Here is an 18,911-nt window from a genome sequence, read left to right as displayed (position 1 = left end):
AACTATCTCCCCGAAGGGTTGTACCTTCATTATATGCAATGAAGCGGACAGCCTCAATCCGAATAAATAGGCAGGATTTAGTACTCATGGATAAAAATTCAGCACGATCGTACTAATAATTCAATAACCAATAAATTAACCCTTATCTATACTTTAGAAATAATTCGCAATACCTCACGCCAGGACCTGAATACTGGAGCTATCCTGCCCGTTAGCTTAATGAAGAAAAGAGCAGCTGCCGTAGCAAACTGCTCTTGTTGAACTATCGTTGCCCGTTACTTCAATAAAGCAAATGGATCCTGTTAGTTTAAGGTAAGAAAGAACCTTAGGGATGCTTACGGATTTATTGTGGCGGTTGAAAAACGTCAAACATATTTCCAAAAGGATCGTAAAACGTAAAGAAACTTCCATGTCCTTCAATAACGATAGGACTTACTTTCGTATCGAGTTGTAATAGAAAATTATGAAATCCTTTAATGTCCTTAACACGAAATCCGATTGTGTAATGGTCTTGACCATTTACCTTGAATGTGGCTGTAGTATCATCATTTGTCTTGACTAAAAATAAACTAGGACCCAAAGAGAAATCTACAAAAGCAAGCTCATCGTTAAGTAGTCCTAGTTTTGCACCCAGTTTTCCACAATACCAATCAACTGCCTTTTCCAAATCGAAAACAGGGATCTCTGTGTACTGAATTCCTTCAATGTATACGTTATTAGCGGCCTGCAGATGTTGATTGTTCATACTTTGCATAGCGAGATCCTCTTTCCATTCTGAGGTTTTACCATATTATTCTACAATTAATTACATTATCCTGCCCGTTACTTCAATAAAAAGAGGAGCTGCACCCAGGCAAGCTCCTCCACTATAGTTAACCGTTAGTTCAACGAGGCTGCCGTTTTATTCCGGCAGCCTCGCTCTGATTATTAAGCTATAGTGTCCCGTTAGCGCGACAAGTCTTCAGTAGTAAAAAATCCAACAGCATAGTACTCATCTTCTTCCTCATCTACATCAGGGTACCGATTAAAGACCGATTGAAAGTTATCGTGTTTAATTAAATGGTCGATAATTTGTTCAATTCTTTCCCTGCTAATAACGTCTATTAACACCATGTCACTGGACCAAAAATACAAACCGTTCATGCATTCACCGGTTTGTATATTCTTTTGCCTTAATGTCTCGATATTTTGGTAAGTAAAAAAGCTTGCAATCCATTTGGAGCGATCCGGAAAGACAATAATAACATCGGAATTACAATCGTTACAATTCCATGAGCCTTCGGCCCATACTTCAGCTTCTATCCATACATTCCGCTTCAAATAGTTCATGCCCGACTCCTCTAATTAGCTTGTATTTCAACTATCGTTCCTCGTTAGTTCAGTACCATTATACAAAAAAATCTAAAGTCAATACTGCCCTTGTTCTTTAATTATCTCTATTTCTTTAGCGCTTGCCTGTGCAGGAAAAGATTCATCAACCCCGCCTTCGACCCAATAACGTACTTTTTGTCCAATTTTATATTTCGAAGAGGATGTTTTTAACCAAATATCGTTACCTGTATAATCTTCAAAAAAAACGTTCCAACCTTTACCAAAATCACTTTTTTTAACATTATCCAAAACATCATGATTCAGCTATCGTTACCCGTATGCATACACGATCGCGATCGATGCAACGTGGGTAAGTAAGCAGCTTCTGCTTCAGCCGGCTGACCGAAGTGCCTTTGCCGTTATCGTTCTAGATCCGGTCCAGCCCCTCTTGATTATCAGGATCGCTCGCGATCCGCTGACCTTTTCAGGTTATCGCCACCCAAATACTTACTATTCCGTTTATATTATATGGTTTTTAACAATCACCCTGATTGTTGTCGATTATTGGTCCCGGCGAATATTCACGAAGCAAAGCAAAACAAGCCGTCTATGAAAACAGCTTGTTATTGAATACTATTCGATTTTTAGTGCTCTGCACTACTTTACAGTAGCAACATTATTTGAGAACGGAAATCTCAATTCCTTCCGAAATATCCTTGCCGAACCATTTCTTGGAGATCTGCGCATAAGTCCCGTCTTCATGCATTGCCCTGAGCGCTTCGTTATAGGCCTGCACAGTTGCCTCCTGCCCTTTGGTGAACAGGAACGCCGCCGTTTCAATCTCTTCGGATTGATCGACTACTTTGATTTTAAGATCGTGCCTATTCTTGCGCAGATCCAGAAAATACAAATTATTATAGATCAGCGCATCTACCCGCTTGGAAGTTAAGAGCTCCACGGAATCGCCGTTCTCCGGCACCAGCGTGGCCCCGTATTTGAGCGCCAATGCTCCTTGGACGGACTCCGCAATTCCGTTCGTTTTTTTGCCAGCCAGGTCCTCGAAGCTGCGGATGTCCTCGTTCTCTTCCAGGACGATGAGAGTCAGATTGGAGAATTGATACGGATCGCTGAAGTCATATTTTTGCTTGCGCTCCTCCGTAATAGATAGCTGCGGAATCGTGTCGAAGCGCCCACCATCGATACCCGAAAACATGCCGGCGAATTCGACCTCGGCGTATTTTGCCTTAATGCCCAGCCGCTTGGCGATCTCATCGGATATGTCGATATCGAAGCCGGTTAGCCCGCTGCTGTCGTGGAAGGAATATGGCGGATACGTTCCCGTCGTCGCGACGATGATCTCGCCTTCGCTCTTCAGCTTTGCGAGCGAATCCGTCCCTTCGTTGGCCGCACCGCCATTCCCGCATGCGGTCAAGCTCAAAGCGATTAAACTTATGATACCTAATCCAAGCCTTCTCATATTAAACTGAAACCTCCATTATTATAATGATGATTCTGTATGATCCATTCGAGCGTGAGGAGACAGCCGTCTGACGAAAGCTTGAATCCGCTCGTGACGCGGCTGCACAATCACCTCGCCCGGCGTCCCGTACTCCACGATCCGGCCTTGGTCCATGAAGATCACCTGATCGGCCACGCGGCTCGCGAAATCCAGTTCATGCGTGACGATGACGAGCGTCATCCCCTCCCGGGTCAATGCCTTCATCACCTCCAGCACTTCCAGCACAAGCTCAGGGTCAAGCGCCGAGGTCGGTTCATCGAACAACAGTATCGTCGGCTCCATCGACATCGCTCTGGCAATGCCGACCCGCTGCTGCTGGCCGCCGGACAGCTGATGCGGATAACGTTCCGCAAGTTCGCCTAGCCCAACCTTGTCCAAGAGAGCCGCTGCGTGCCACTTCGCATCAGGCTTATTCTGCCTTTTTACCACGACAGGTCCGAGCATCACATTCTCTAGTGCCGTCAGATGCGGGAACAAGTGATTGCCCTGGAAAACCATGCCGGTTTGCTGGCGGAAGCTTTGCACCGCGCGCGGGCCGGGCTTCTTATCGGCGCTGAAGGTCATAGACATCCCATTAAGCGTGATCGTGCCTTCGTTTGGAAGTTCCAGCAGATTGATACAATTCAATAGCGTCGATTTCCCGGAGCCAGATGGACCGATGATGATCGTAGTCGTTCCTTTGCGGATGTCGAGCCCGACATTCCGAAGCACCTCCACTGGACCGAAACGTTTATACAGCCCACTAATCGAAAGCACATTCGGCTCGCCTCTCCCCGTCGGATCATTTCGCATACTCCCACCTCCTCTCTAACCGGCTCTGCCCGACCGTTAATAACGAGCAGATGACGAGATAATAGACACCGGCCAGTAGATAGAGAAGCATCGGCTCGAAGGTCGACGCCGCGATCAGTTTCGCCGCGCCGAACAAGTCCGGAAGCGTGACGAGCGCGGCGAGCGAGGTCGTCTTCACCAGCGTAATAAACTGGTTGCCGAACGGCGGGATGCAGACCCGGAGCGCTTGCGGCAGGATCACTTTCACTAGCACCTGTCTCCTCGACATTCCGAGTGCATAGCCGGCTCTCCATTGTCCCTCAGGGAGGGACAGGATGGAGGCACGGATGATTTCCGACGTATAGGCCCCTTCGGATAGCGTTAAGCTGATCAATACGCTCACGAAAGGCGATAGCAGGATGCCATAGTGGGGAAGCCCGTAGAAAATAATGAAAAGCTGAACGAGAATCGGCGTACACCTGATGATCCATACATAGGATCTTGCAAGCTTGCTTAAAAAACGATTAGGCGATAGGCTAGCCAGCGCGACTAATAGAGCTAGGATCAGCCCAAGGAAAAAGGAAATTAAAGACAGAGGGATCGTATAATTGAGCGTCCCTCTTAGCAACGGGACGAGCGAGTCTGAAATAATCTCCATCACCCGCTGAAGCCGGTCTTCCGTCATGACAATCCATCCTTGATGCCGCAATAGGCATTTGATATAATTCATATTATTCCAATACTATTACCTGTATTTATGAGCAGACGGAGGTTAGCGATGATTAACTTTAGGAATTCCCGGTACCGGTGCGCATCCGAAATTACGTTGGACCTGATCAGCGGGAAATGGAAGATTCTCATCCTCAGCTATTTGTCCGAAAACACCTTTCGCTTCAACGAACTACAGAAGCTAATGCCCGGCGCCACCCAAAAGATGCTGACAGCGCAATTGAGAGATTTAGAGCAAGACGGCCTGATCGTCCGCAAAGTCTACGCGGTCGCGCCTCCAAAGGTCGAATATTACTTATCGGAATTCGGAAGCCGCCTTGTTCCGATGCTGAAGACGCTGTGCGATTTCGGTGCGGATTACATGGAGAGCTTCCAGTCCGCTGCCAAGACCGATGATCAGCGAGCTTGAGTCTCGGCTATGTGATCAGAATTTTTGCGCCGAAGCCTTTGCCCGAACCCGCTGCCCTATGAAGCGCCTCTTCCCCATCCTCTTCCAGAACGATGACATTCTCCGGATACAATTTTCCAAGCAGCGCCCATAACACAAGCGGGTTTCTTGCCGTGTCGATCAGATGATACCCGGAGTCGGCCGTTGCCAGACCGGGTAGCTCCAAAATCTTCGCAGCCGAATGGCGCGTGACGTTCTCCAGATCCAGCTGGCTTGATGGGTCATGATCAGGCTTAGATTCAGGGAGGTACAGATATCGATGCCCTCTGAAAATTTGCCCGAGGTCCACATCATAATCGGCAGCGGCAATACGGAACCGGTACCGGATTCGTATCCGATCTTTCGCATCTTCTATAGGGCTGACCAGCAGTTCGGCTTCGCGCGCTTGCTCTAACGCCCATTCAACTGAAGCAATGCCGACTACGTTATTGTCTTTCACAGTACTGTCATCCACCTGGCTCCTTGAAGCAGAATAGTAATCCGCGTAGGCGTAGTCGAAAACTGCCGCCGCGGTCTCTCCTTCAACGAACGGAACCGTTCTGACCGGATACCAACGGAGCAGATACCTTCGCGCTGTAGCCGGATGCCCGTTCAAGCTTGCCGGCAGTATTGTGCCATAATGGTACTGAAAGCCGTAACCTGCGGCCGATAACGCAGGGGCTAAGCCGCTTTGCGCATAGTGGAGCACCGATTGGTGTGATGGCTTACCGATGAGAAATTCCGATAGGAAAGCGGTGCGGGCCTGTTCGGTGAAACGAAGGCCTTTTCCCGTTTCCCCATGCTTGATCTCGATCGGTACCTCCTCCCAATTCTCGAAAGGAATGAGGAAATCACGTAAGAGCACCAGCTGATGAAGATATTCATTGAACAGCTGCATCACCGTAGGTCCCCCATGCGGACCGGTCAGTATATCCGTGACGAGAAGCGTCCACAAATGATGGTCGCAGCGGCTCCGGAACCGAATGGCCCCCAGCACCTCCCTGCTGATCGGCGTCTCCTCCTCCCCGCGTTCGCTTGCCCACCGGGCAATGGCTTCCCCGATTTTGCGGGCTTGCTCTGCCAGCTCGAGTCTCGCCGTATCTTCGAGCGCAAGCGCATCCAACTGCAATACCGCTTCCCTCCCGGAGAGCGCCAGACTGTTCCTGACATTCTCCAGCAAAGGCTCATAGCCCGACGTTCCTCGTAGGTGCTCGATCACCGAATCCAGCAGCATCCCCAGCTCCCATACAATTTCGCGCGCTCGGTATACTCCCTCGGGCAGCTCCCAGTCCCATTCTCCCTCAGGTTGACGGGTCAAAGCATCTTGTTGCGGATTCGCAATGTTCAGCGCAAGCGGAGTTCCCCAGCTTAGGCTGTACTCCCCCGTCTTTAATTGATAGGTTGACATCCTTATACACCTCTCTTTCGTTTTTACTAGATTAACAACGCTGCCGGTTTTTGGGAAGTACGCACTTTTCCGTATTATTGTTCCTTTTCGGTGCGATAGGCACCAAAAGGGAACTGTCATCGCGTTTCCTCTAAGTCTTTTGAATTGGCGAAACGAAGGAGCTTTGCGAGGTGCTCCTGACTATAATCGCTTTATTTTGGGTGAAGTGACAGGACAATGTTTAAGAAGGAGAGTGTATGGTAGTTCAAGCGCAAAGACGCGCTATTTTTCCTGGCCTTAGCCTTGGCCGTAACGTAGGGTAAGGTTTTCTATTCGGGCTCGGTTTCGTCGGATTCATCGATGAAGCTTTGTTTCACCAGCTGCTGCACGGGCATCACTTTTACGATAATCGACGACGGAAATTGGCTTGGTATCGGACGGTTTGTTTCATGCCTTTAGCTGGTTGCGACCATCGGGGGCTTGTTTATGTTTGCGGACTTTCGCCGGCGCGCTGCGTTGTTAGAACTATCGTGTCCCGTTAGAATTCCTGTAAAACAAACGAAATAATAATTTTGCCGACAGCATTAACGTAATCTGCCCGTTAGCGTAATGAAGCAGCCGACCATTGTGGTCGGCTGCTTCCGTGTTTCTATTGAACTATCGTGTCCCGTTAGTTGAATGATTTATAATTTATGTAATCTAATAAAAACTCTTTATCATCGGGGAAGGAAAATTGCAGTTCAATATCTCGGCGGCCTTTTTTGTACAGGCTAGATCTCAGCATAATGAGCCAAGTTCTCCTGACTGTCGCTGGCCCACAGAACGACCCAGCATTCCGTGAAATTCAGACGCCGCATAGCTTCGTGACGATGATTGCCATCACGAATCGACAGCTGTCCGCCCACGAGTTGCACGATCAACGGCGGGTATGACCAGTCTTTGCGATAAATCTCCATCAGCTTTGCTACGTGCAGGTCCCAGCTGTCCTGCGAAACACAATATTCCATCTCCACTTCCGGTCCGCAACAGCGGATAAGCTCATGAAGCGGTAAACGCACAGGCCCCGCCCAAAATCTCGGCTGTAGCTTAAGCCCTTCAGAAAACGGCTCGTTGCCCCCCGCCGTCTTCAGAAAAAGATGTACCCACTCTTCGATGCAGCCGTGCTTGGCAAAATCGATCGCCTCTTCGGTTGTAAATGATAAAGGCAGCATGCGGCAATCCCCCTCTGACTTAATTGCGCTATCGTTCCCGTTAGTTGAACGCGAAAGCTTCCTGCCGGACTTTAAACTTTAATTACATTTTTGTAGAAACCATCGTCCCTATCGAGAGAATCAGCAGAAATCCAAGCATAATTGAAAATACCAAGCTTCTCAGCAATCTGATAAGCACATGGGCTCTCCATAGCAAAGATAACTTCGTGATCTTTCGTAAATAGTGCTTCCAAGTCAGATGAAACATTACCAGCCTCTTCGACTAGTTTTTTGACAACATCCAGGTCGAAAATTTCTTCGGAAGGAGCACTTACTTCCCCATCACCAAACATCTCAGCTAACTCCTCTTCATCGAAACCAAAATCCTCGATATTCGTTTGTTCCCAGGAACAGTCAAATTTAAAAATAAGAGCAGACTGCTTGAAAATGGACAGACTCCAACCGTGGTCCTCGGCGTACACATAATGGACAAGCAAATCTTTATTGGATTCAACAATAGAGTCTGATGGTTTAAATTCATCTCCCAAGATCACGAACGTAGTCCACCGATTGTCATCTTCAAATACAAAACCCTGTTCACCTGCATGGTTGATGAGTTCAATTGCTTTTTCTTTGCTACCCAACAAATGATAGCTTTGACTAAATTCGCTCATTCGGGTTGCTCCTCAGAATATGATAGGTATTAGGGAATATGTAGATAATTCCTTGATTTAATAATAACTAGAGGTTTCTATCTTCTCAACAATTAAATTACACTCTATGACATAATCATTGTAACTAACCTGCCCTTTAGCTTAACTCCTATCAGATACATATGTACAAAACATCTCATTTTGTGAAGATGTCAAAAAGGAGCTGCCGTAGCAGCTCCCTCTTCGTTTTTATTTTCCGCTACCAGGGAATGGCAGGCGCTCCTTCTGTAATTTCAATATTTAAGTTATCTGCACCAAATTTATCTTTTAAAGCTTGAACTTGCTCATCATTAAGAGGTGCCTTTACATCAATTACTTCAGTTTGATGATTGTAACCTGCACTAGACGCAATATTCATTTCACCTATAAAATTAACAATTTCCTCTTGTTTCGCTGTAAACTCTTTAGGATTGTGCTTGGCTTTCTTAAATTTCACCTTTTCACCAAGCTTTTCCTGTAGTTCCTTCTTAATATTATTAGTCTTGCTATTCTCCTTATCAATTAAGAATACAACTTGGTTTCGATCGAAATACAATGTCGCATCTTCGTTGAACTTTTCTATTCTTGGATATTCTTTTGATATAGCACCTTCGACGATGGGTAAGACTTCACTTTGGAAAGCAGCATCCTTCCCAATTTCTATTTGCACTTCATCCAATACAGGAATTTCCGAAGTCTCACTAAAACCAACCATCACCAGTAATGACAATACAATGAGTACAGTAATGACTCTTTGCACTAATGACACGCCCTTGTTTTGTTTTTAATATTTTATTTTAAACTTGTCCTATGTAGAACAATATTGCGTCATACTGCCCATTAGCTTCACGCCCATCAGCTACATCTGTACAAAAACCCTTATTTCGTGAAGATGTAAAAAAGAGCTGCCGCGGCAGCTCCCTCATCGTTTGTATAGAGTCATTCATTGAACTAACGTTCCCAGTTAGCTTAATCGTAAATTTTGCTGAGTTGAGAGCTATATTGTTCTTCCTCAAAAGTCATTGGAGGGATCTTATCAAGCCAATCAACTTTCGAACCAATCCCTTCGCATCCCAGAAGCATATCTTCCCTTGTAATCATATCAATACCGACTTGGTTCCAGATAATATACCCATCTGCTTTAATTACATTTGCAACAATTACTGTACATGACAAATCGCAATCATCTGGGCACATTAGTACTGGCAAAACAACCTCTTTGCTTGCTGAATTGAACCTTCCTTGAATACATTCTTTCTCTTTCGAGTCGTAGACCCAATCAATAATTGTTGGGATCATGCCCAGAAGGTTACTTGAAGGATAATAATTGTGAAGCAATAAATCCAGAGGCGTACCATCAATGACGATAGTGTGATGTTCAACTTTACAGTACTCACTCTTCATCGGTACGACTTCAATTTTATTTAGCAGTCCCATTGTTTAGACACCTCACTTTGAGCAATTACCACAACAATATTGTATCACGATTTACTCCACTAACCTGCCCGTTAGTTGAACAGGTTGCCGATAATATTGGCAGCTTGTTTTCTTTGCACTATGACTTTTTATGCCTCTATATAAGGGGATTCATGGTTTTTAGGTTCAGAATACTGAAGATTTCAAGTTATCGAGAATTCCGTATGAATCGTCGCAACATTTTCTGAGACAATACGTTTATTATAAGGTAAAGTTAATATATGGAAACTAAAGGGGATCATCCATGCGAAGAAAATTGATGCTTCGAACCATACTTACAGCTTCTGCCTTGCTCGTTGCCATTCAAATAGGACAGACAGCGGACAATATTGGAATTAGCCAAGTGTATGCCGAGAAACCTGTTATATCCTTCGGTTTAGGAAACCCAGGGATTCAGACACCGGTTGTCCAGCCAACTTGGTCCACAAAAGTCGATAATTGGGAGGAATATATTACTTCTAACTATACAATGACAGGTGAGGGTAGAATTTTCACGTTAAGAGATAGGAAGTTGATCGCTTTGAATGCTCAGACAGGAAAAACGATTTGGACTTCTAATGATGCTGTGAATTCCATGTTTGTCTATCAGGGAGGAAATATTTACGGGACTTTAAGTGACGGGAGCCTCTTTGCCCTTTCTGCTTCAAGCGGGAAGAAGCTGTGGCAGTCAAGCGTCAAGATTGAAAAACCAAACGCCATTGAAGTTTTCGGCGATACGTTGTATGTCCTGATAGACAATTATACCTTTGCAGTCCATGTGAAGACTGGAAAGCAGCTTTGGGTAAACACCGGGTCCCAAGAAACCACCGAGCCACAAGAAGCATATTACACCAGTTCAGGAATCAAGGACGCAGGAGATATCGTATTACGCACCATCACAATGCATGAAGCAACACATACCACTCAACAACTTAATGCCATTGATAAGAAAACGGGAAAGAAGCTTTGGGGTAAGACCAACCAGGACGTCCCGTTCAAGATCGAAGGCGGACTGGCGTACTCCATTAAACATAATAATCAACCGATAGTTGAAGATGCCGAACGCAGCATTACAGTTACCGTCATTAATGTGAAAACGGGTGAAGTAAAAGGCAGTCGTGTTTACCGCTGGAATGTAAACGCAGATTCGGGCGTTGAATATAATGCCAATGTACCAACCTACTTGGATGGAAATGATTTTTATATCCATCAGAATGGCATTATAGCGAGATACGATTTTAAAAATTATAAACCGGAAGGCAAACCTCTACAGACTTATAGTGAGCCAAGTTATGATCATGGCTCATACCCTTTTTATAAAGTTCACCGCGGTCGTATTTTGTTCGGTAATTCGCAGAATGGTATGCTTTTCAGTATGAAATCGGTAAACGGACAATACATGAGCTGGACTGGGGATAACCCGTCCGCAAAGACTGTGATCTATGGAAAAGGTGTCTATATCGCTCAAACCGATGGAATCCTGCACGCGATCGATTTTGATTCAGGCAAACCGCTGTTCCGGGTGAAAACAGGCGCGCGTCAATATGATAGTATACTTAAAGAAGATGGATTCCTCATCGTACAGACGCCTGACAAACTGATAGGAGTTAAATTGCCTTCTGCTTTAAAGTAATTTAACAATCACTAGAGATCCCTTGATATCCGTTGGTCTCCCCGATAACATTGACAGTTTTAGAGTTTGAAGCCTGTGTTACGTAGCCATCTTACCATTTAGCAAGAGAAATAAAGTATTAGACTTATCCCTAAAAGAATCAGCGACAGCCGTGGACGATATCTTACAGTTCTAGACTGTCGCTGTTTCATTGAACTATCGTTTCCCGTTAGTTCAATAAGTTTTGGTGGTTCTTACTTAGTATTCGAAACTGGCGATGGCTCTTTCATCCATTGTTGGGGACCTTCATTGTCAGGAATAAACTTTCTCCAATATTCACCGCTTTGTTTATCAAATATAATGATATTATTTTTATTCGCTGTAATCATTTCATACCTTCCTGCATTTGTTTCAGTTGTCACTGTGGAACTTTTCCCTCCAAAGGTCAACATTACAAAACAACCTAAAATTATAAAACCTAATAGAATCGAAAAACCTATGATAACCGAATTACTTTTATTCATAATAACTCCTCCACTTCTAGGAACTCCCAAATTACATTTCGACATTGTTATCCAAATAACCTTTCTTCCCGGCCTGTTCTCTAGAATAATGCCCGTTAGCTTAACAAAGAAATGGAGCAGCTGCCGTTGCAAACTGCTCCTTGATTGTTCAACTATCGTGTCCCGATAGCTTAATGAGTATCCTTCATTTTAGAAGCCTAGAATTCATTGTTCAGCGTAATAACTTTTCTAAACCGCATTATTTCGAATATCTCAACGATACAAGATAATTGATCCCGATTTTCTTTGCCCGTTTAATTGGTATTTGCCTGCGTTTGTATTCTTCAAAACCTAATTTATAATAGAGTTTCATGGCTGGAATATTGGTATCGGCGACTTCTTCAATCAAATAAACCTCATATGGTGTATGCTCAAGGATATGACGAATCATTTGCGAAGCAACGCCTTGCCCCCTGCATTCGGCGGCCGTCCCTACAAATTCAATGGAGCCAACACCAGGTGAAGGATGAACGAAGGGAGTTTCAAATTCTTTTTTCAAGAAAATACCGGCCATAGTGCCTCTATAAAAGCCTAAATGTTTGCGAAGTTCCTTTTTATCCAGTTTAACCGAAAGTGAAGTTCCATCCGTACAAGCAGCCATTCCGACCACTTGCCCCTTGTATAAAGCCACATAAAATTGGTCCAAAATGAATATATGGGCGAACGCTGCAGCAATCCTTTTCGGATCTTTAGAGAAAAACCCAAGCCACTGTGTGAATCCCTCTGCGAATATTTCAGATATTCCTCGCCTCACATCAAATTCAGCTTGATCGGCTCTAACCACGTTAATCATGACATGGTCACTTCCTTTCCTTCAATAGAAATGCGGTGAGGATAGATGGTGAGGGCATGGTAAAGTTGCTCTTTAGTAATACTTTCATCTGAGCCAAACCCTGAATCGATGCATAAAAAAGGACAGCCATTTCCTGCGCATCACCCGAGTAAAATTCCCCTAGCTGCTGACCCTTGCGAATGAGCTGTGCCGTAGAATCAAGCAGCCTGGCATTTACGTGGAGGATCTCTTCATAATGTTTTGAGGCTGTGGCAGCTCCAGCTAATAGCGATTGATTAATAAGGATCAGTAGATGGGCTAGTTCCTCCCCATTGATCATGTCAGTGTAGACTTCGTAGATAAACTGTGCCATTAACTTATTAGGGGATTGATCGGATTCAAAGAAAGTAATATTACGTTTCAATCCTTCAACCGCGTAGGCAACCAATTCATTAAATAACTGATCCTTTGTTTTGTAATGACGATACAGCAGCCCAATACTAATGCCAGCGGTATCCGCGATATCTTGAACATTCGTCGAGCCGAAACCTTGATGAACAAATAATTGCATCGCAGCTGAATGGATTTTTTCCCTAGTGGCAATGCGCATTTCTTCAAACTGTTCCTTGCTACGCGGCAAACAATTCGCCCCTTTTCAATGAATGAATTTTTACTCATTATATAATATTGAGAGTGGAATAACAACATTCCACTCCAGTTAGCGAAATCTGCCCGTTAGCTCAACGAGGCTGCCGTTTTATGCCGGCAGCCTCGTTCTGGTGTTTATTAAGCTATAGTTCTCCGTTAGCTTAATGACGCTTCTCAATCATTGATTCGTCATAACTGAGTTTACAACCTACTAAAATAAATCTGTAACGGCCCCTTTGGAAGCAGATGAAACTAATCTCGCGTATTTACTAAGAACACCTGTAGTAAATTTCAATTGTGGTTGAACCCATTCATTCTTTCGTTTCGCTAACTCTACTTCCGAAATTTCAAAGCAAATTTCTTGCGTTTCACTATCAATGGTAATGATGTCACCCTCTTGCAGAAGAGCTATTGGTCCACCTACTTGTGCTTCTGGTGCAACATGACCAACTACAAAACCATGTGAGCCACCTGAAAATCTACCATCAGTTATGAGAGCAACTTCTCCACCAAACCCTTTCCCGACGATTAAAGCGGTAACTGAAAGCATTTCTGGCATGCCTGGTCCGCCCTTCGGTCCGCAATACCGAATAACTAACACATCTCCTTTGCGGATCTGGTTTTGTAATATTGCCTCAGTAGCCGCTACCTCGCTATCATATACACGTGCAGGACCAGTGAAACGAGACTTTTTCATCCCTGACATTTTGGCAATTGCGCCTTCTGGAGCCAGATTGCCCTTTAGAACGACTAACGGCCCACTCGTCTTTAAGGGATTATTAAACGGGCGAATAATGTCTTGATTTTCAAGCAACGGTTCTGATGCTGCCAAATTTTCTGCTAAAGTTTTACCGGTAATCGTCATACAATCACCATGGAGAAGACCTTGCTCAAGAAGAAGCTTCATCACGCCGGGAACCCCACCAATATCACTTAGATCCTGCATGACATACTTTCCGCTTGGCTTAAGATCTGCAATGTGTGGCACTTTTACACGAATGCGTTCGAAATCATCATAGGTTAACTCTACTTGGACAGAGTGTGCAATCGCAATTAGGTGCAGGAAGGCATTGGTAGAGCCCCCCAATGCCATTACAAGTGTAATCGCATTCTCAAATGCTTTCTTTGTCATAATATCGCGCGGATAAATTCCCTTCTCAAGTAGTTCAAGTACTCGCTCACCTGCTTCTTCGCATTCCAATGCTTTTTGAGGTGATATCGCTGAGGTAGAGGATGAACCAGGAAGACTCATGCCTAATGCTTCTGCAGCAGATGCCATTGTGTTAGCTGTATACATTCCTCCGCAAGCTCCGGCCCCAGGGCAAGCGTTGCACTCAACCTTGTGAAGCTCCTCATCACTTATTTTACCATCATGATACAGCCCTACTGCTTCAAAAGCACTGACAATATCTACGTCTTTACCGTCTAACTTCCCAGGTTGAATTGTTCCGCCATATACATATACCGCTGGCAAATTCAGTCGGCCGATAGCCATTAAACACGCTGGTGTATTTTTATCGCATCCGCCTACAGCAACAAGCGCATCGAAACGCTCTGCGTTCGTAACAATCTCAATGGAGTCTGCTATAGCTTCACGGCTTGGTAGTGAGTACAACATCCCGTCATGCCCCATCGAAATTCCATCTGAAACCGTAATGGTGTTAAAAATCAGAGGAGCACCGCCATGAAGCTGAATTCCCTTTTTCGCTGCAAGCGCTAAGGAATCAATATGCATGTTGCATGGGGTTACTTCACTCCACGTACTCGCCACGCCAATCATCGGCTTCTTGAAATCCTCGTCTTTAAAACCGACAGCCCTCAGCATAGCGCGATTAGGGACGCGATTAACTCCCTCACTTATAACTTTGCTCCGAATTCTTAAATCTTTATGACCAGACATACTCATTCATCCTTTCACTATTAGATTAGGGCATACAGTTCATGCATAGGTCTTATTAAGTTTTGTTTCATATGTGCTGAGGCTTTTTCAGTGTCTTTCTGCTCCAAAGCTAATATGATAGATCCGTGCTCTTCCACAGAGGTAAGTGTTCCTGTGACTGGTTGCTTAAGAAAGACATATTTAAACCTTCTTATATGAATTTGCAGTGATGTACTAAATGATGCGATGTACGCGTTATCCGATACATCTACAATTAAATTATGAAACTGCTCATCAAGTTCCATAGCTTGGTAAGTCTGTCCACTCTGGATGGCTTGGGCGAATTGCTTATTTATTTCTTTCAAGACCTCGATCTGTTCCAGTGAAATGAGTTTTGCTGCATATTCAGCAGCCAAAGAATAGAGCGCAGCGAGCGTTGGGTACATCTTAAGAATATCTTCTTTTTCTATGCTCGTTACTCTCGTTTCTTTACCAGGAAACATCGAGACAAGTCCTTGCATTTCCAAAAGCTGAAAAGCCTCCCTGATTGGAGTTCTACTAACAGCCAAAGACTCCGCTAGTTCAGCATCAATTAATTTCTCGCCCGGTACGAGTGTACCCTCAATGATCCATCTTTGGATTTGAGTTAATGCTCGTTCTTTAGCTGATATTCGAGTTGGTGAAGAAAAATTGTGGGGTACTGGCATAAGCAATCTCCTCTTTAATATTGCGTGTATATGCAATATATCGCATTCTAGAGTTCGATGCAATGAGTTTATAGAATAATTTATTGTCTTATTTTATAAAAAGGAGCAGGAGCCGGGCTCCTGCTCCTTTTTTTGAACTTAAGTACTGTGTTAGCTCAGCGTTCTTTTTTATATTTATTGAGATACCAATCTTCAATTAAATTGTATATGCCCTCAATTTTCTTGTTAAAACTATCTTTAAATTCTTCCTGAATGTTCCTTCAGTTGAATCCGTATTCATCATAACAATCAATCAATAAATCTCTTACATCTCTAATTTATGGTCGTACAAGCACCGAATAAGCTTCTGTGTTACATTATCATGTTCATTTTCTGGAGCTCCCCCTCGGATTAAGCCAAGAGGGTCTAGTTTATTAATAATTACTCTTAGCTCCAGGAAATCCCTCACATACTCTTCGGATAATTTCTTTTTTAAATCCTTATCTATTTACCATCACCCTCCTAATAATTGTACTGTTGTTCTGCGTTAGCGTAATGACTGGCTATATTTTAAGTTAACTTGGATTTTTTATGTTTTCTATACTGATAGATAGCCAGTGGTGTATTAATGACGCCAGTAACCAGTATACAAATCAGGGGAAAGATTTGTATGAAGGTCGGATTCAGATTACCATCCCCAACAGGACCCACCTTTGGTTGAGATGCATCCCAATAACCATAAATTAAAAATACTATGGGAAGAACGATACAGCCTGCAGAAAAGAACAAGTAAATACCATACCTATTCAGCTAATCACCCCATTTTTTTTGTTTTCAGCACCTAGAATGATAATACCACATATTGGAACTATACTGCCCGTTAGTTGAGCGAAGGGCTGCCACGTGGCAGCCCTCTCGATGTTGAACTATCGTGTCCCGTTAGCTGAATGGCTTGTACAGTAATTTTTGACTATTAGCCACAAGGAAAAGAGGATGTTCCTTGCTGCGTGCTTTCCGTTAATTTTGTTCAATCAATTCAATATGACTTTTGATTTCTATTGAGTCGCATTTAGAACAGGAGAAGTTTGGTTTCACGAGTAATTCAATTGGTGGTAAATCAGATATAGTTTTTGCTTTCTTTTTTATCCAACCGTTCTCTGAGGATAACTCCGGTGGGTCAATTAACTTTGTGTCAGTATTGCATTTCTTACAATGGATTATTACTTCCCAAACTAACTCTTTCATAATAAAAACACACTCCCCTATTGCCTGTTATTCACTACCTAATTAGCGTAGCGTTGATAAATTATCTTTTCTTTCTCAACACTATAGTTATCGATCTTATAGTCATGTATATGATAAAAATACATACCACTGTAAACAAGTAGGATGTAAACGTGAAGCTAATCCACTGTGCAGTCATGGTAACTGACCCATCAGAATTGACAACTTCAGTGGATGAATTGTACTTAAAAAATGCTATGAGCAATAATGGTGCTAAAGCTGAAATTATTACACCAATGATTATATCTTTTAATTTGAACATTTGGGTCTCCCTTCCACTGATACTACAACTTGTCTTACATGCTCTCTCTTTATACAATCAATTATCGCACTTATTACGCTCTAGTAGAGTTGAACTATCGTTACCCGTTAGCGTAACGACGAAGGGCAGCCACGACGCAGCCCTTTTAGTCTTCAACTATCGTTCCCCGTTAGCTTAATCTTCTTCCGATACTACTTGAAATTTGATAATAGCTCACCCTTGATTATTTAAAGTTTGGATTTGCAACTACTTTTAATTGATCACCTATTTTTTCACAGTCAGGTGAGGACTCTTATCAAGAAGAGGCTGTGCTTCTTTTAAGGCAACTTTTCGTAGTCGATGACATACCAAAGTGTTTTTATCTGCCATTGAATGCCTTATGGCATTCGCCCCTATAAAGTTTTTTATCGGTAAATTTCCGCGCATTCCGTGCTTGTTGGTTGGTAAAAACAATGATTTTTCCAAGTACCCGCGAGCGGTTGACCGTACCACATTGCGGGGCAAGCTTGAGATGTTGGCCCCCACGGATTGAAATACCACAGAGAGTATTTTGAAGGCCATTCTCGCCAGCCTTTTATGGTCTGTTCAGCTAGCCGCCGCTCTCGTTCCCGTGTCTTCAGATAAAAATCGGGTTCTAATATGGCGTCGAACATGGCATCGCCATTCATATAATGATAAATAACATCATTAATATTGTTGACGTTCTTGAAGTCCGAACACCTGACTACGGCCCGATTAATCACGACAGCGCCAACCGTTAACATACCCTTTTCGCCTTCCGCCTGTGCCTCGCCCCTCATAAGCCGCGCCAACAAATCAACGTCAGACGACCTATACTTAACCCTCGCACCCATGGCAAAACCCCCTTTAACTGGTTAACACACTATATTCACATTTTGGCAAAATGACCGTTGGCGTGCGGGGCGGGTCACATGTGTGTCAGGGTGTCAAAACTTAAAAAAGCAGCCGATCGTGAACTGCACCCCAATTGTTAGACACCATCTAACAATCTGGAGGTGCAGTTTTTTTGTCAAAATTCAATTTAGCATTGAAGAAAGAAGCTATTCATCAATATCTGTCAGGAAATAAAGGGGTTAAAAGCATTGCGAGATCCTTAGGAATCAATCATGAAGTTTTGCGTATGTGGATTAAGCAATACGAATATCACGGCGTAAAAGCTTTTGAAAAAAGCTATACAGCGTACGCCATCCCATTTAAACTAGACGTACTCAACCATATGAACGAGAATGGGACGTCTCCAAACGAAGCAGCTGTCATTTTCAATATCTCTTCTCCAGGGATTATTCGAAAATGGCGCAGTCAATTCAATGAACACGGAATCGACGCCCTAAAACCAAACATAAAGGGGCGTCGCTGTATGACGGATAAAGATAAAAAAGGCTTCAAAAAGCAAGAACCTGCCGAGGGATCAGTTGAAGCCTTACAGGCTGAATTAGAACGTTTGCGCATGGAAAACGCCTACTTAAAAAAGTTGAATGCCTTAGTTCAAAACAAGGAAAAATCACCAAACAAGACAAAGCGCAAGTAGTCTATGAATTAAGGCTTGAATTTCCGGTGATTGCATTATTAAAGCTCGCAGATATCCCTCGCAGCACTTTTTATTACTTGGTGAAACAGTTTGACAAGCCCGATACAGACGCAGAACTGAAGCTCCTTATTCAATCCATTTATGATGAGCATGAAGGTCGTTACGGCTATCGTCG

At 43.7% G+C, this 18,911-nt stretch carries 21 protein-coding genes and 1 pseudogene; 4 read left to right on the top strand and 18 right to left on the bottom strand.

The annotated features are described in order from the left end of the window. Nucleotides 1-343 precede the first annotated feature (343 nt). The 6 genes from MRBLPE1_RS16935 to MRBLPE1_RS16910 all read right to left on the bottom strand — a co-directional run bounded on the left by MRBLPE1_RS16935 (nucleotide 344) and on the right by MRBLPE1_RS16910 (nucleotide 4,286). On the bottom strand, nucleotides 344-754 hold the full coding sequence (locus tag MRBLPE1_RS16935; protein ID WP_364147434.1) for a VOC family protein: 411 nt from the start codon (nucleotides 752-754) through the stop codon (nucleotides 344-346). A gap of 191 nt (nucleotides 755-945) precedes the next feature. Beyond that, nucleotides 946-1,329, bottom strand: a complete 384-nt coding sequence (locus MRBLPE1_RS16930) for a hypothetical protein (RefSeq protein ID WP_364147431.1) — start codon at nucleotides 1,327-1,329, stop codon at nucleotides 946-948. A 78-nt stretch (nucleotides 1,330-1,407) separates the two neighbouring features. Further along, on the bottom strand, nucleotides 1,408-1,620 hold the full coding sequence (locus MRBLPE1_RS16925) for a DUF3221 domain-containing protein (RefSeq protein WP_364147428.1): 213 nt from the start codon (nucleotides 1,618-1,620) through the stop codon (nucleotides 1,408-1,410). Between the two features lie 367 nt (nucleotides 1,621-1,987). Beyond that, nucleotides 1,988-2,788 carry a transporter substrate-binding domain-containing protein gene (locus MRBLPE1_RS16920; protein WP_364147426.1) on the bottom strand — a complete coding sequence of 267 codons (801 nt, stop codon included), beginning with the start codon at nucleotides 2,786-2,788 and terminating at the stop codon, nucleotides 1,988-1,990. Between the two features lie 21 nt (nucleotides 2,789-2,809). Continuing rightward, entirely contained in the window at nucleotides 2,810-3,586 is a 777-nt protein-coding gene (locus MRBLPE1_RS16915) for an amino acid ABC transporter ATP-binding protein (RefSeq protein ID WP_364149709.1), read from the bottom strand. 25 nt (nucleotides 3,587-3,611) lie between these two features. Then, on the bottom strand, nucleotides 3,612-4,286 hold the full coding sequence (locus tag MRBLPE1_RS16910) for an amino acid ABC transporter permease (RefSeq protein ID WP_223285605.1): 675 nt from the start codon (nucleotides 4,284-4,286) through the stop codon (nucleotides 3,612-3,614). A 93-nt stretch (nucleotides 4,287-4,379) separates the two neighbouring features. Here MRBLPE1_RS16910 and MRBLPE1_RS16905 point away from each other — a divergent pair, with 93 nt between their 5' ends. Continuing rightward, nucleotides 4,380-4,739 (top strand): winged helix-turn-helix transcriptional regulator, encoded by a 360-nt coding sequence (locus MRBLPE1_RS16905; RefSeq protein ID WP_169089669.1) that lies wholly within the window; start codon nucleotides 4,380-4,382, stop codon nucleotides 4,737-4,739. 7 nt (nucleotides 4,740-4,746) lie between these two features. Here MRBLPE1_RS16905 and MRBLPE1_RS16900 read toward each other — a convergent pair whose 3' ends face one another. After that, nucleotides 4,747-6,165 carry a hypothetical protein gene (locus tag MRBLPE1_RS16900; protein WP_364147422.1) on the bottom strand — a complete coding sequence of 473 codons (1,419 nt, stop codon included), beginning with the start codon at nucleotides 6,163-6,165 and terminating at the stop codon, nucleotides 4,747-4,749. Between the two features lie 302 nt (nucleotides 6,166-6,467). Between MRBLPE1_RS16900 and MRBLPE1_RS16895 the strand changes: the two are divergent. Next, nucleotides 6,468-6,654, top strand: a pseudogene (locus MRBLPE1_RS16895) (DUF2243 domain-containing protein); the annotation flags it as partial. 260 nt (nucleotides 6,655-6,914) lie between these two features. Here MRBLPE1_RS16895 and MRBLPE1_RS16890 read toward each other — a convergent pair. The 4 genes from MRBLPE1_RS16890 to MRBLPE1_RS16875 form a co-directional block, all read right to left on the bottom strand. Continuing rightward, entirely contained in the window at nucleotides 6,915-7,355 is a 441-nt protein-coding gene (locus MRBLPE1_RS16890) for a hypothetical protein (protein WP_364147420.1), read from the bottom strand. 71 nt (nucleotides 7,356-7,426) lie between these two features. Further along, nucleotides 7,427-8,008, bottom strand: a complete 582-nt coding sequence (locus MRBLPE1_RS16885; protein WP_364147417.1) for a hypothetical protein — start codon at nucleotides 8,006-8,008, stop codon at nucleotides 7,427-7,429. A gap of 238 nt (nucleotides 8,009-8,246) precedes the next feature. After that, entirely contained in the window at nucleotides 8,247-8,786 is a 540-nt protein-coding gene (locus tag MRBLPE1_RS16880) for a hypothetical protein (RefSeq protein ID WP_364147415.1), read from the bottom strand. A gap of 209 nt (nucleotides 8,787-8,995) precedes the next feature. Beyond that, entirely contained in the window at nucleotides 8,996-9,463 is a 468-nt protein-coding gene (locus tag MRBLPE1_RS16875; RefSeq protein WP_364147413.1) for a hypothetical protein, read from the bottom strand. Between the two features lie 283 nt (nucleotides 9,464-9,746). Here MRBLPE1_RS16875 and MRBLPE1_RS16870 point away from each other — a divergent pair, with 283 nt between their 5' ends. Continuing rightward, a complete protein-coding gene (locus MRBLPE1_RS16870) occupies nucleotides 9,747-11,114 on the top strand; it encodes a PQQ-binding-like beta-propeller repeat protein (RefSeq protein WP_364147411.1) in 1,368 nt (455 codons plus the stop codon). Nucleotides 11,115-11,347: 233 nt separating this feature from the next. Here the strand turns inward: MRBLPE1_RS16870 and MRBLPE1_RS16865 are convergent, their stop codons facing one another. From MRBLPE1_RS16865 to MRBLPE1_RS16835, 7 genes are all read right to left on the bottom strand, one after another. Beyond that, nucleotides 11,348-11,617, bottom strand: coding sequence for a hypothetical protein (locus tag MRBLPE1_RS16865; RefSeq protein ID WP_364147408.1), 270 nt, complete (start codon nucleotides 11,615-11,617; stop codon nucleotides 11,348-11,350). 238 nt (nucleotides 11,618-11,855) lie between these two features. Then, on the bottom strand, nucleotides 11,856-12,449 hold the full coding sequence (locus tag MRBLPE1_RS16860) for an N-acetyltransferase (RefSeq protein ID WP_364147406.1): 594 nt from the start codon (nucleotides 12,447-12,449) through the stop codon (nucleotides 11,856-11,858). A 7-nt stretch (nucleotides 12,450-12,456) separates the two neighbouring features. Continuing rightward, nucleotides 12,457-13,068, bottom strand: coding sequence for a TetR/AcrR family transcriptional regulator (locus MRBLPE1_RS16855; protein WP_364147403.1), 612 nt, complete (start codon nucleotides 13,066-13,068; stop codon nucleotides 12,457-12,459). A 219-nt stretch (nucleotides 13,069-13,287) separates the two neighbouring features. Continuing rightward, nucleotides 13,288-14,976 carry a dihydroxy-acid dehydratase gene (ilvD, locus tag MRBLPE1_RS16850; RefSeq protein ID WP_364147400.1) on the bottom strand — a complete coding sequence of 563 codons (1,689 nt, stop codon included), beginning with the start codon at nucleotides 14,974-14,976 and terminating at the stop codon, nucleotides 13,288-13,290. A 20-nt stretch (nucleotides 14,977-14,996) separates the two neighbouring features. Then, nucleotides 14,997-15,662, bottom strand: coding sequence for a GntR family transcriptional regulator (locus MRBLPE1_RS16845; RefSeq protein WP_047684302.1), 666 nt, complete (start codon nucleotides 15,660-15,662; stop codon nucleotides 14,997-14,999). Between the two features lie 996 nt (nucleotides 15,663-16,658). Next, nucleotides 16,659-16,886 (bottom strand): hypothetical protein, encoded by a 228-nt coding sequence (locus tag MRBLPE1_RS16840; RefSeq protein WP_364147398.1) that lies wholly within the window; start codon nucleotides 16,884-16,886, stop codon nucleotides 16,659-16,661. Nucleotides 16,887-17,591: 705 nt separating this feature from the next. Next, nucleotides 17,592-18,041, bottom strand: a complete 450-nt coding sequence (locus MRBLPE1_RS16835; RefSeq protein WP_364147396.1) for a cell wall hydrolase — start codon at nucleotides 18,039-18,041, stop codon at nucleotides 17,592-17,594. A 173-nt stretch (nucleotides 18,042-18,214) separates the two neighbouring features. On the opposite strand from MRBLPE1_RS16835, the gene MRBLPE1_RS16825 reads away from it, so the two are divergent. Next, nucleotides 18,215-18,736 (top strand): helix-turn-helix domain-containing protein, encoded by a 522-nt coding sequence (locus MRBLPE1_RS16825; RefSeq protein WP_414698892.1) that lies wholly within the window; start codon nucleotides 18,215-18,217, stop codon nucleotides 18,734-18,736. Nucleotides 18,737-18,911 lie beyond the last annotated feature (175 nt).

The sequence above is a fragment of the Paenibacillus sp. LPE1-1-1.1 genome (assembly GCF_040676435.1).
GTDB lineage: Bacteria > Bacillota > Bacilli > Paenibacillales > Paenibacillaceae > Pristimantibacillus.
Note: the sequence above shows the minus strand (reverse complement) of the source record. Positions and strands in the feature narration are given on the sequence as shown.

What these genes read in the sequence shown, in the direction of transcription:
- MRBLPE1_RS16835 (WP_364147396.1), bottom strand. Translation starts at nt 18,041, where the DNA reads ATGGGTGCGAGGGTTAAGTATAGGTCGTCTGACGTTGATTTGTTGGCG.
- MRBLPE1_RS16860 (WP_364147406.1), bottom strand. Translation starts at nt 12,449, where the DNA reads ATGATTAACGTGGTTAGAGCCGATCAAGCTGAATTTGATGTGAGGCGA.
- ilvD (WP_364147400.1), bottom strand. Translation starts at nt 14,976, where the DNA reads ATGTCTGGTCATAAAGATTTAAGAATTCGGAGCAAAGTTATAAGTGAG.
- MRBLPE1_RS16930 (WP_364147431.1), bottom strand. Translation starts at nt 1,329, where the DNA reads ATGAACTATTTGAAGCGGAATGTATGGATAGAAGCTGAAGTATGGGCC.
- MRBLPE1_RS16845 (WP_047684302.1), bottom strand. Translation starts at nt 15,662, where the DNA reads ATGCCAGTACCCCACAATTTTTCTTCACCAACTCGAATATCAGCTAAA.
- MRBLPE1_RS16840 (WP_364147398.1), bottom strand. Translation starts at nt 16,886, where the DNA reads ATGAAAGAGTTAGTTTGGGAAGTAATAATCCATTGTAAGAAATGCAAT.
- MRBLPE1_RS16870 (WP_364147411.1), top strand. Translation starts at nt 9,747, where the DNA reads ATGCGAAGAAAATTGATGCTTCGAACCATACTTACAGCTTCTGCCTTG.
- MRBLPE1_RS16910 (WP_223285605.1), bottom strand. Translation starts at nt 4,286, where the DNA reads ATGACGGAAGACCGGCTTCAGCGGGTGATGGAGATTATTTCAGACTCG.
- MRBLPE1_RS16905 (WP_169089669.1), top strand. Translation starts at nt 4,380, where the DNA reads ATGATTAACTTTAGGAATTCCCGGTACCGGTGCGCATCCGAAATTACG.
- MRBLPE1_RS16935 (WP_364147434.1), bottom strand. Translation starts at nt 754, where the DNA reads ATGCAAAGTATGAACAATCAACATCTGCAGGCCGCTAATAACGTATAC.
- MRBLPE1_RS16885 (WP_364147417.1), bottom strand. Translation starts at nt 8,008, where the DNA reads ATGAGCGAATTTAGTCAAAGCTATCATTTGTTGGGTAGCAAAGAAAAA.
- MRBLPE1_RS16865 (WP_364147408.1), bottom strand. Translation starts at nt 11,617, where the DNA reads ATGAATAAAAGTAATTCGGTTATCATAGGTTTTTCGATTCTATTAGGT.
- MRBLPE1_RS16890 (WP_364147420.1), bottom strand. Translation starts at nt 7,355, where the DNA reads ATGCTGCCTTTATCATTTACAACCGAAGAGGCGATCGATTTTGCCAAG.
- MRBLPE1_RS16875 (WP_364147413.1), bottom strand. Translation starts at nt 9,463, where the DNA reads ATGGGACTGCTAAATAAAATTGAAGTCGTACCGATGAAGAGTGAGTAC.
- MRBLPE1_RS16920 (WP_364147426.1), bottom strand. Translation starts at nt 2,788, where the DNA reads ATGAGAAGGCTTGGATTAGGTATCATAAGTTTAATCGCTTTGAGCTTG.
- MRBLPE1_RS16900 (WP_364147422.1), bottom strand. Translation starts at nt 6,165, where the DNA reads ATGTCAACCTATCAATTAAAGACGGGGGAGTACAGCCTAAGCTGGGGA.